General features: G+C 31.2%; 10 protein-coding genes. 2 read left to right on the top strand and 8 right to left on the bottom strand.

The window, feature by feature from the left end; translation table 11 throughout:
* Nucleotides 1-135: 135 nt before the first annotated feature.
* The 4 genes from ABMY20_RS14375 to ABMY20_RS14360 all read right to left on the bottom strand — a co-directional run bounded on the left by ABMY20_RS14375 (nt 136) and on the right by ABMY20_RS14360 (nt 6,497).
* Nucleotides 136-435 carry a GIY-YIG nuclease family protein gene (locus ABMY20_RS14375; RefSeq protein ID WP_073182345.1) on the bottom strand — a complete coding sequence of 100 codons (300 nt, stop codon included), beginning with the start codon at nt 433-435 and terminating at the stop codon, nt 136-138.
* A 153-nt stretch (nt 436-588) separates the two neighbouring features.
* Nucleotides 589-1,818, bottom strand: coding sequence for an RNA methylase (locus tag ABMY20_RS14370; protein ID WP_349265613.1), 1,230 nt, complete (start codon nt 1,816-1,818; stop codon nt 589-591).
* 244 nt (nt 1,819-2,062) lie between these two features.
* Nucleotides 2,063-5,632, bottom strand: a complete 3,570-nt coding sequence (locus ABMY20_RS14365; RefSeq protein WP_349265612.1) for a hypothetical protein — start codon at nt 5,630-5,632, stop codon at nt 2,063-2,065.
* A gap of 367 nt (nt 5,633-5,999) precedes the next feature.
* Nucleotides 6,000-6,497, bottom strand: a complete 498-nt coding sequence (locus tag ABMY20_RS14360) for a nuclear transport factor 2 family protein (protein WP_159610582.1) — start codon at nt 6,495-6,497, stop codon at nt 6,000-6,002.
* A 404-nt stretch (nt 6,498-6,901) separates the two neighbouring features.
* On the opposite strand from ABMY20_RS14360, the gene ABMY20_RS14355 reads away from it, so the two are divergent.
* Both ABMY20_RS14355 and ABMY20_RS14350 read left to right on the top strand, forming a co-directional pair.
* Nucleotides 6,902-7,336 carry a hypothetical protein gene (locus tag ABMY20_RS14355; RefSeq protein ID WP_047788045.1) on the top strand — a complete coding sequence of 145 codons (435 nt, stop codon included), beginning with the start codon at nt 6,902-6,904 and terminating at the stop codon, nt 7,334-7,336.
* A gap of 56 nt (nt 7,337-7,392) precedes the next feature.
* Nucleotides 7,393-7,986 (top strand): outer membrane beta-barrel protein, encoded by a 594-nt coding sequence (locus ABMY20_RS14350; RefSeq protein ID WP_047788046.1) that lies wholly within the window; start codon nt 7,393-7,395, stop codon nt 7,984-7,986.
* Between the two features lie 52 nt (nt 7,987-8,038).
* Here the strand turns inward: ABMY20_RS14350 and gltX are convergent, their stop codons facing one another.
* From gltX to ABMY20_RS14330, 4 genes are all read right to left on the bottom strand, one after another.
* Nucleotides 8,039-9,556: a glutamate--tRNA ligase gene (gene gltX, locus ABMY20_RS14345; RefSeq protein ID WP_073182349.1), complete on the bottom strand. Its 1,518-nt coding sequence runs from the start codon at nt 9,554-9,556 to the stop codon at nt 8,039-8,041.
* A 104-nt stretch (nt 9,557-9,660) separates the two neighbouring features.
* Entirely contained in the window at nt 9,661-9,813 is a 153-nt protein-coding gene (locus ABMY20_RS14340; RefSeq protein WP_167712604.1) for a hypothetical protein, read from the bottom strand.
* A gap of 97 nt (nt 9,814-9,910) precedes the next feature.
* A complete protein-coding gene (locus ABMY20_RS14335) occupies nt 9,911-10,756 on the bottom strand; it encodes a hypothetical protein (protein ID WP_349265611.1) in 846 nt (281 codons plus the stop codon).
* 129 nt (nt 10,757-10,885) lie between these two features.
* Complete coding sequence (locus ABMY20_RS14330) at nt 10,886-11,119, bottom strand: hypothetical protein (protein ID WP_047788049.1); 234 nt, start codon at nt 11,117-11,119, stop codon at nt 10,886-10,888.
* Between the last annotated feature and the right edge of the window lie 73 nt (nt 11,120-11,192).

Below are 11,192 nucleotides of genomic sequence, written 5' to 3'. Positions count from 1 at the left end.
CGTACTCACTTATCAAAAATTGATACTTCTGTAAATAGCTTCGAACTAGAGTTAAATCATCTGTATTTATACGCATAACAAAATATAAGATTTTGTCAACGAATTAGTTAACCTTTACAGAAATGACAGTATTAATTAAAACACTTCATTATTCAAAAAACGCCACTCAGGATTGAAACTGTTAATCAAGTTTTCTTTTTTTTCTCTACTCCATTTTTTTAATTCTTTTTCTCTGTGAATTGCTTCGTTTATCGTTTCAAAAGCTTCATAATAAATCAAATAATAGCAATTATATTTTCCTGCAAATGATTTTTTAGCATGCTCGCTATCAAAATAATGTTGAGATAATCGTTTTTGAAGATTGTTGGTAACACCAATATACAATGTGGTTTTATTCTTGTTTGTAATGATGTATACAACGTATTTGTTTAGCATTTTTCTTTTAAAGATATGAAAAATTCTAAACGTCATTTCGAACTGAAGTGCAACAAAAGTGAGAAATCTTAAAATTGCGTGTTAGGTACTTTCACAGGTATTTCTGACTCCCTTGAGAGAGATTTCTCGCTATCGCTCGAAATGACAGTAAGGTTATCCCTTATGAATAACAATCGCTTCAACTCGTGCTAACTGACTTACAAAATCAAATACATCCATCAATTCCCAAGTAGGAGTGAGGTGGTTTTGTAATTCTTCAAAGCTTATGGTTTCTCCTGTATTTAGTTTTTCTATAATTGTGCTTAGTTGTGAGTTGTTGCTAACAACAACTTCATTTCCTCTTGCCATTATACAGGTTTTCTCTGTGTTTTCTGTATGTATTAACAACGGAAAAATTGTCTTTCCCTTAATTTGAAATGGCGAGTTGGGTAAACTTTCTTTGTTCTCAACTATTGAAGGTTGTAAAACTCCTGCGTTACTTTTTAGCCTAGTAATATATTTTGAAAGTGTTTTTTTGTATTGCTGTTCCCACGTTTTACGGTTTAATAAGCTATTCCAATCCAATTCTTCGGTGGTTACATCTACTGGTGGTAAATACCCTACATTCGGATTTTTTTGTAGCTCTTTTGAGGCTATTTGTGTGGCAATTGTTTTTTCTAAATAATCTCTCGACAGATTTATATAATCCATTACTACACTTAGTGAAAACTCATCGGTTTTTGCAATATGGTATACATGATGCGGAATAAACATGGCCGATTTTGCTTTTAACGGATATGTTGTAGATGTTGGTAACATTGCATCTACTTCGTGGAACACCTGAGTATTGTGTTCTATTTGGTTGTATTCTTCAATATCCCAAGTGTAAAAATCTTTATGGTTGGGGCCTAAATGAAACAAAAAACCTTCTTCTCCTTTGGCTTCTTTATGAATTCCGAAAGGTGTAAAACCATAGTTTCCCATAAAAAACAAAAAAGAGAGTCCGCCTAAAGGCATTCCTGCTTTTTCAAGTAGTGGAGAAACAATGTGACACATTCTCTCGGTAAATTTATTACTAAAGCTTTCCAAGCTATTAAAAACAACTCCGAATTTTTGATCTTCGAAGAGCTTCTTACACCATTGCTCAATAGTTTCCTCTTCTTTTGGTCTATTGGCTACCATTTCTTCTGCTATTCCGTTTTGAAGTTCGTGGTTTATATATACTTTGATGCCTTTGTGCAATTCTCCTCTGTCTAAAAACCGATTGATGATGTTTTTTAATTCTTGTTTTAAAAAGATTACATCGTCATCAGAAAGTATGTTATCTACAGAGGTTGGTTTGGTGAGTTCTTGTGAGTTTTGGTAGAGTTTTTTCCAAGTTTCAGAGTTTTTCTCGTTATTCATAGTCTGGTTTTAGAGCTTATGTTGATAAAAATAAGGTATTTTGAAAATTATTTTTACGCTTTTATTCCTTTATTTTAATCAGTTATACCTGCTCTATGTTATTATGATGTAGGTGAGGGGTGAAGTAATTTGTTTGTTTGGAACAAACGACTGAAAGATTGCTTCGTTAGCACTCGCAATGACGGTTTAAATGACAATAAAGGTATGAATAAAAAAGCTGTCTAAAATAGACAGCTTTTTGTTTTTACATCGTTTCTGAAGTATTTAAGACACTTTCTGCAGCATCTCTTACCATTCTGGATACATCTTCTAAAAAAGGTTTTAAAACATTTGTAGCTTCTTCAGATTCGGAAAGCATTTCTATTAGTTCTACACGTTTGTCAACTGAAAAGTTTTGTGATAAATCAAACAGTTTTTCTGCTCCTAAAGTAATAAACCAATGTTTTGAGGCTTCATTATATTCATCAAGTGCTATATCTGCAATGTATAATGGATTAACTTCTAAACTATCCAAAAGGTTTAGTAGGTATGTAAATGCTGCTTCTTTGTACTCTTCTTCTTCTGATTTTTCTCTTATTTCTTCTAAACTAACTTCTTTTTCACGTACTTTCATTCGTAAAAATGCTTTGGTAAAGTCTCTCGTCAACATTTTGGTTCCTTCGAGGCTGTGATTTGCAAAAAGTTTGATAAAACGATGTTGTTTTTCCTCAGATAGCATCCAAATAAATTGCTGAATTGTCATCGCTGAATAATTTCTATCATAGGCGTTGAAATCTTCTTTTTTGAGCATTTTATTACATAGTAATGCCATATCTGCATAACTCACCTCATCATCTAAATATTCTTGTAATTTGGTAACTAACATTTCAACATCTTCTGCATCGGTAGTTTGGTTACGAATGGCGTTTAAAATTGCTTCTGTATCTATTTCTTCTGGAAATAACACAAACTGACCGTATGGTAATGATACTTTTTTTGATGTTATTTGTGAGTCTTCAAGCCTATGGTCATTATACGCTTTATCTAACTGTAAAATAACAAGTTCTTCTCCTTTCTTTTGAAGTAATTGAACTTGGTTATAGTCGTTAATTTTTGTGGAAAGGTTAGTAACTGCGTTTGGATGAAATGATATTGGTAATTTTTCTAAAGCAGAAGTTTCTTTATTTTCATCGTTGTAGTAATTATAATAACTTTTGCATACACTGGCATTGTATGTAGCCAATCTTTTATACCACGGTACTAAGTTTTCTTGAAATAATTTACTTACTGTTTCTTTAAATGCTTCTGGTTGATTGAAAGGAAAACGTTCATTTTGTAACGATAAATCGATAAAATATTCAATTCGTCTATATGCATCAATGTAGTGCATTCCTTCATCTAAGGCTAGTGCACGCTTTTTATCTATTACATCAAACATACCTGTTGCAGTACTGTCTATTTCATTATATTTATCTAACCATACTAAATATGGGGCTTTATCTCCTTCCCAACTATTATGAAACATTTTTTGAGCTACTACCATTTGAAAAGCAATACTTTGTGATTTTGGTACTCCATTTTTTTCAATTCTGTCGTAAAAATCAATTTCTTTTAATGGGTTTTCAAACGAATAGTCGTATTCATCGTCTGCTGTTATTTTTGCTAATAATTGTATTACTTTTTGTGGAGCTAAAGCAACCCATAGTTTCCATAATCGCTTTGCTTGATGCTGACTTGGTAATGGCATTTGTGATAACCAATAACAAATAAGTACTGTACGTTGATTGTCTTCGTAGGCATTATCGAATAAATCGTACTTTTTTTGTTTAGTACTTGCTTCTTTTCCTTCTTCTACCAAAAGTATTCTACTAAAAGCTTCTAACGCTTCTTCTTCTGTTAACGTGGTATTTGCCTCAGTGATATATCCTAAAGCTTGCTCCTTAATAGGATCTAAGTCTTTATTTTTTTCATCAATAGGATTTACCAATGATTCTTCTACCATTTTAGCTATCAACGTCCAAACATTTTCATTAACGTATTTAAAAAGTCTTTGTGTATAATCATCTCCAACACGTTGTTGAAAGTCTTGAAAAAGTAGGTGCGTTGCTAAAGCACAACATCCTAAATTGTCTTTTGGCCACCAAGAGCAATCGCGTCGTTCTCTTTTTTCTTCAAAAACAAAAGCTGCATCGTCAAAATTCTTTTTAGAAAGTTTTGTATCAAGATCTGCAAACTCTCGTAATACTTCTATTATGATATTTTTTTCATGCTTTTCTTTCTCTTCTGGTGTTGCTCCTTTTGAAAGCTGCGGATGATAACGTTGCTGATATTCTTCAACACTTAATAAAGGATCGTTTTTAGTTACAACATCTTTAATATCGTCATCAAACGGTTTTTTACCAAAGGCGTAATAAAACACATCTAGTATACGTAAATACATAGCGTTACGTTCTTGTTGTCTTTGTGCTACTTCTGTATCTTCTGGTGTACCTGTAGGTCGTGTTTTAATGGTAAGAATTAGACCGTTTTGATAGATTTTTTCAACATCATCTTCTTCTAATGACAGTAATTCTGCTGTAACATCGCTAATAATATTTTCTAGAGATTCACGAACTTCATTTTCATCACGATAACCACCTGTGAAATACAGCATTCGTAAGTACATAACACGAGCATGCTCTTTAGCTAAGGGTAATAAATCTGTCTGTGGTAAATCGTTTAAAGCTTCTTTATGTTGACCTGTTTGTACATATTTCCAAAGATCCGCACCACGATGTAAATGTAAGATTAACTCTTTTACACTTTTTAAACCGTCTCCATATTCATAATTATCAAAATAGGCTTCTCTTTCTTCGTCTTCGTCCTTTTCTCTTTGCGCCTCTTCATTAATTTTACTTAAAGGTTTTTGAAGTGTATTTTTAATCTTTTTTTCTAAATCAAATGCCTCATTTTCTAAGGTGTCTTCAATAAAATGTTCTTGTAATACCTCTTCATTATCCTCTATCGACTCAGCCCATTCTTCAGCAACAACTACTAAACTGAAGTAAATATCTAATACAGGATGTGTTTCTTCTGGGTCATCATCACTGTAAGGTAATAGTACTGGTTCTTCTACAAATCGCTCTTGAAGCGCTCGTTTAAAATAGGTATATTCTTCTGGATTTGCTTTTAAATAATTTCCTAATGATTTTTCTTGTGATGTTACAATTGCTTGTCTAAAATAACTATTATCACACCAAATAAAAGCTTTAATCATAGGTCTATTCCATCCATTTTTTTGGAATAAATCGCGTAAATACTCTTCGTAACCTACAGCGTGTTCATCATCCCAATAAGGAATTAAAAATTGCGATAATAAGTAGGTATAATTAGCATCTGTTAGCGCTAGCATATACAACGCCTCGATACCAAAAACACGCATATCGTCTATCCATAAATTCCAAGTATCATTAAAACGCCTACTGTGTGCTACTATTGCTTTTGCGGTGGTAACTACCGCTTCTTTTAATGAAGGATACTCTAGTACAATGGCAAAAAAGAGTACTTCTGAAATATAAATTTCATCAGTATCTCTAATATGGTTTGGGTAATAGCTTGGACCTCCATCTGGTCCCATGTTCAGTGCATTTTTTACCAACTTTTGATTGTTGGTATCTGCTACTTGAATACGACGTTGAGTATCGTTTTCAATAATTTTAAACTCTACATCAAACACCTGGTTTACGACTGCTTTATTGCTGTCTAATAGTTCTTTGTACTTTACTAGAGCTTCTTTAATAGAGGTTTCGTTTCCTAAATAAAAAGGAATGATTTGATGCTTATCAAATTGATTCATTTACAATAAAATTTTTAGTTTTCTTTTCAATTTTTTTGAGAAGAGTGACTGAATAGAAACTACAGCAATGTTTTTGCTATTCTTTTTTTAAGCTGAAGTAATTAACAATCGTGGGGAACTCTGCGCAAAACTCTACACAAATTTACGTTTTCGTTCAGGTTTTACACTTAATAAAATTCAAATTTTACAATACTTTAACAGATGAAAAAAAGGTGTTTTTCTTAGTTATTTAGTTTTGAATTAGATACATTTTTTTAAGCCAGCTTCAGTTTTCATAGGATGTTTGCTACTAAAAATTAAAACAGACTTCTCTTTAAAGTCGAAATAAAAAATGTAGAATAAGAGAACTTAAAAGTTATTATCTAATTCACAAACATTTACCTGACTCAAAATCTTCTTTGGTAATTGATTTTCCATTTATAGTGTCAGTATCCCAATCTTGTGTAATTAACCAAGTATTTTCCTTTTTTTTTAGTACCACGTGGAACCTACCATATACTGTGCGAGGTTCTTTATATTTTTCAGTATATATGACCCGATAATACCCTACTTCATAACCTGTGTTTTCTTTATAGATTCTTTGATTAAAACAAAAATCTATTTGTCTTTTTTTTGTTGTTGTTTTTTGATAGGATGTTTGTATTGAATTCTTGTATTCCTCTCCTATACGAATTCCATACTTATTTACTCTTAACACATCGTTAGTATGTAAATTATTAAATGATTCCCAATCTCTAGCTTCAAAAGATTTTTTAAATGGTTGCCATATTTGTTGATTAACTTCTTTTTCTATTATTCCATTGTTTTGTGAAAAACTCAACGCAACCGAAACTAATAAAATTAAAATAGTATATACCGTTTTCATTTTTGATAAGATTAGAATTTCATTTGTTAACAAGTTAGTGATTTTTAAAGAGTAAAAACTACTTTAAGTTTTATCAATTGTTATTTTTAGTTTTATAAGTATTATTTATTCTTTTATTTTTTCTCTATCTTTTTTATTTAAACTAACGTAATCGGTGTTTTAAAGGGTTTAAAAAAGCTGCCCTAAGGATTTGTATTAGCTAAAAATAAAAAGCCTTTAAATCAGATAAAAAAACACTGTTTTAAATTAACATATCTTATGTATTTATAAATTACGATAAGAAAAAATAATACTTCGTTTTTGACTAGAATTGTTAACTTTCGGCGATATTTTTGTGACTTTATTTAAAACTTGTTTTTAAATAAATACACTTTACTTTCAATTAAAAAAATTTAAAAAAAATTATGTCAATATCAGATTTATATTCAAGTGGAAAACATAAACAAGAAATAGGACACTTTGCTAGTATAGTTAAAATTGCTAAAACTGATGGAGTAATTTCTGAAGGAGAACAATTGCTATTGGACAGAGCTGCAAAAAAATTAAATATTAACGAGGAAGAATATAAAGGTATTTTAAAAAATCCTGAGAAGTATCCAATAAATGCACCTATTAGTTACGAAGAGCGTATTGAACGTTTATTTCATTTAACAAAAATGATTTTTGCTGATGAAAATGTAGCCAAAGAAGAAGTTGGTATACTACGTAAAATAGCTATAGCTTTACATTTCTCTACTGATAATGCTGAGAAAGTTTGCGATGAAGCCGTTCATTTAGTTTTAAACAATAACGACTTAGATAATTTTACCGAAGCTATTAAAAAGGTAAATGCCAATTAAAATAATTATACTAAAAACTTATTAAACCAGTTATTACTCTAAACACTTATCTCCCGATGAAACATAAAATTTTATTCATAGCAATACTTACCTGTTTAACAACGTCTGTTTTTTCACAAAATTTAAACGACTCTTGGCAAATAGGTGTAGGTTTTGGAATAACAAAATTTAGTGAAAGTGACGCCGCTTTTATTGGTGATCAATATTTATTTCAAGTGCCTACTGTAAGTTTAACCATGCCTATTGGCGATCGTTTTTCTTTAGATGGTGCTGTATCTTTTAATACTATTGATGACGTTGGTTTTATCAAAAACTCTGCAAAGTATTTTTCTATGGATGCTTCATTTCGTTATAACTTAAATGCTATTTTTAACAAGTTTGCTCCGTATGTTTTTATAGGAGGTAGTGTAGTAGATTCTGAACGTAAAATGACACCTACACTTAATGTTGGTGCTGGTGGAATTTATTGGGTTAGTGATAATATTGGTATTAACCCACAACTATACTACAAACATTCTTTTGAAGGTTATGAAAGTATGCGTTCACATATTCAAGGAACTCTAGGTGTTGTATTTAAACTAAATTGGAACAATGGAGGTGATAACAATGCTCGTAATGCTGCAAAACATTTAGGAGGTTGTATGTTTTAATCTTCTAATTTAATATACAAAAAAGCCGCTTTAAAAGCGGCTTTTTTTTGCTTTATGATAACGCGTTAATCGCGTTTTGTATTCTGGTAATAGTAGTTTCTTTGCCTATCATTGTCATGATATCAAACAAATCTGGACCTGCTAGTTTTCCTACCAAACTTAAACGAAGTGGTTGCATTACTTTACCAAATCCTATTTCTTTAGAAGTAATCCATCCTTTGATTTCTGTTTGAGTATTTTCAATTGAAAAATCTTCTATTTTAGAAATTACTTCTACTAATTCTTGCATTAATTCACTCGTAGTATCTTTCCATTGTTTTTTAACCGCTTTTTCATCATATTCTGAAGGGTTTTCAAAGAAAAAGTTAGATAACTCCCAAAAATCAGCTACAAACGTCGCACGCTCTTTTATTAAAGAAACTACTTTTTCTGCCTGATCTTTATCTTTTGTTATGCCTTTTTCTTCAAGAATAGGTATAAATAAGGCTGTAAGCTCTTTGTTAGACTTTTGTTGTAAATACTGTTGGTTAAACCATTTTGTTTTATCTGGACTAAACTTAGCTCCTGATTTACTTACACGCGCTAAATCGAACGCTTCTGTTAATTCCTCTAAACTAAAAATTTCTTGTTCTGTTCCTGGGTTCCATCCTAAGAATGCTAACATATTTATAAATGCATCAGCAAAATAACCGTCTTCTTTGTATCCACGTGAAACATCACCTGTTTGCTCATTAGTATATTCTAATGGGAATACTGGAAAACCTAGTTTATCACCATCACGCTTACTTAATTTTCCTTTTCCTACTGGTTTTAAAATTAATGGTAAGTGTGCAAATTTTGGTGCTTTCCAATCAAATGCACGATATAATAACTCATGAAGAGGGAGAGAAGGTAACCACTCTTCACCACGAATTACATGTGAAATTTCCATTAAATGGTCATCTACAATATTTGCTAAATGATATGTTGGCATACCATCAGATTTAAATAATACTTTATCATCTAAGGTATTTGTTTCCACTTTAATCGTACCACGGATTTCATCTTGTAAAATTAAGGTCTCGTCTTGTGGAGTTTTAAAACGGATCACATACTTTTCTCCTGCATTTATTTTTTCTGAAACTTCATTAGCAGAAAGAGCCAACGAATTGTTTAACTTTAAACGATTATGCCAATTATAAATAAAGGTTTTTCCTTTTTCTTCATGATCTTTACGGTGTGCATCTAATTCTTCAGCTGTATCAAAAGCATAATATGCCCAACCAGATTCAATTAACTGATCTGCGTATTTTTTATACAAATCTTTACGTTCTGACTGACGATAGGGTCCGAATTTTTCGTTTTTACCTGGACCTTCATCAAACGGAATGTTACACCATTCTAAAGAATCGATTATGTATTTTTCTGCATTAGCTACATAACGTGTTTGATCGGTATCTTCAATACGTAAAACAAAGGTTCCGTTATGTTTTTTAGCAAATAAATAATTGAATAAAGCTGTTCTTACACCACCTATGTGTAATGGTCCTGTCGGACTCGGAGCAAAGCGTACTCTTACGTTCTCAGTCATTTTTTTATTGATTTGAAAGCGCAAAGATAGTTTTATGTTAATAGAAAAGAAAAGGGAGGCAAGAGAAAAAAAGAAAAAAGCGAGTTAAACTCGCTTTTAAAATTTTATTTATACTGGCAGTAGCCATGAAAACAATACATATCTCTTCTTGGACAGTCTTGATCATATTTACACCTGGTAAGTCCGAAACCTCCATTAATATTTTTCTGCTCTGTCTTTTTTAAGGTAGTACCTAAATTTGAAATGTGTTTTAACATCTTTAAAGTTTTTAAAATTAGTAGTAGCAATTTAATTTAACTTTAAAAATTCTTCGTTTATTTTACCGTATAAAATGTAAGGAAAAACCTTACTTTTTTAAAACTTATGATACAATCCGAAACTCAATGCTGGAGCTTTAGCTACATTTCTTCCCGCAAAAGCACCTCCGAAACCAACATTAGCTCCAAAAGATTTATTGAACTCACCTATAAGTTTTAATCCAAAGGCAGCATAGCTTTGATCGTTTACATACAAACCTGTAGCCAAATTTTCTTGAGGCAATATAACGTCTCCATTTTTTAAAGAAGCAACACCGTCTAAAAAGCCTGCTACCCATAACCAATTTAGTGCTTTATAACCAATTTCTCCTCCTAATTTATAGTTAGAGCTATAGTCGTTTGTTCTAATATCAAATCCTGTAAATGCTTGTATATACCATGAATCAAAACCTCTTCCTGTTAAAAACAACGGTGTGAATGTCCACGCATCATAGCCACTTCGTATTCCTGAATTTTCTTTATAACTGCTTGTATTCGCTTCAATAGAAAGTTGTCCTGATAACAACCATTTGTTATTAGAAAAGTTGTGTTTTATTCCTAATTGAATATTTCCTAATAAGGTTTCAGAAGTTTCTTCAATAGTAAAAGAAGGAAAAATTACAGACATATCTTCAGTAAAGTCACCTGTTTTAACCATTTTCAAAGGAATGTTAGCAAATAGTGTTGTTTTGTCTGTTACACCATATTCTCCGTACAGTTGTAATGTATTGTCGGTGATTTCTCGTTGGGGTTTGTAGTCTGGATTACCATAGATTTTATCATAACTTCCAATAGTAGTAAATGAAGCTTGAAGATATCCTTCTTTTTTATTTTTTGTCCATGGACTTTGAGAAAAAGCATTAAATGTAATTAAAAATAATGCTGGTAAAATTAGTTGTTTCATGCTTAAAAGATTTTATAATTAGTTTACAAAAGCTTTCATTCCTTACAAAAGGATATTATTTTTTATAATACCTTTCTAAAAAATAAAGTAGTATCTTAATTAACACTACTTTCATAAATTTTCTGGATCTTAGCTTATACAACATAAATCATTTTGTATAATCCCTGTACAACTTATTCCTGTCGGTGTATCAAACGCACATGGATTACCTTCTCCAAAACCTACATATCCATTTCCTCCCGGATACCTTTCATGACAACCTGTAATATCACATCCATTATTTCCTGAAAAGAAACCTCCTTTTATGTTTTTTTGTGCTACCTTATTAAGTAAAACACCTAAGCTTGAAATGTTTTTTAACATCTTTAAAGTTTTTAAAATTAGTACCAGCAATTTAATTCAACTTTAAAAACTCTTCGTCTTTTTTCCCTTATAA

The organism is Tenacibaculum sp. SSH1-16 (assembly GCF_040104435.1).
GTDB lineage: Bacteria > Bacteroidota > Bacteroidia > Flavobacteriales > Flavobacteriaceae > Polaribacter > Polaribacter mesophilus.
The sequence above is the reverse complement of the archived record's forward strand: the minus strand, read 5'-3'. Positions and strand labels throughout refer to the sequence as shown.

Excerpts from the sequence above, each read along its gene's own strand:
- ABMY20_RS14360 (WP_159610582.1), bottom strand. The coding sequence starts at position 6,497 with ATGAAAACGGTATATACTATTTTAATTTTATTAGTTTCGGTTGCGTTG.
- ABMY20_RS14375 (WP_073182345.1), bottom strand. The coding sequence starts at position 435 with ATGCTAAACAAATACGTTGTATACATCATTACAAACAAGAATAAAACC.
- ABMY20_RS14365 (WP_349265612.1), bottom strand. The coding sequence starts at position 5,632 with ATGAATCAATTTGATAAGCATCAAATCATTCCTTTTTATTTAGGAAAC.
- ABMY20_RS14340 (WP_167712604.1), bottom strand. The coding sequence starts at position 9,813 with ATGTTAAAACACATTTCAAATTTAGGTACTACCTTAAAAAAGACAGAG.
- ABMY20_RS14335 (WP_349265611.1), bottom strand. The coding sequence starts at position 10,756 with ATGAAACAACTAATTTTACCAGCATTATTTTTAATTACATTTAATGCT.
- gltX (WP_073182349.1), bottom strand. The coding sequence starts at position 9,556 with ATGACTGAGAACGTAAGAGTACGCTTTGCTCCGAGTCCGACAGGACCA.
- ABMY20_RS14350 (WP_047788046.1), top strand. The coding sequence starts at position 7,393 with ATGAAACATAAAATTTTATTCATAGCAATACTTACCTGTTTAACAACG.
- ABMY20_RS14370 (WP_349265613.1), bottom strand. The coding sequence starts at position 1,818 with ATGAATAACGAGAAAAACTCTGAAACTTGGAAAAAACTCTACCAAAAC.
- ABMY20_RS14355 (WP_047788045.1), top strand. The coding sequence starts at position 6,902 with ATGTCAATATCAGATTTATATTCAAGTGGAAAACATAAACAAGAAATA.
- ABMY20_RS14330 (WP_047788049.1), bottom strand. The coding sequence starts at position 11,119 with ATGTTAAAAAACATTTCAAGCTTAGGTGTTTTACTTAATAAGGTAGCA.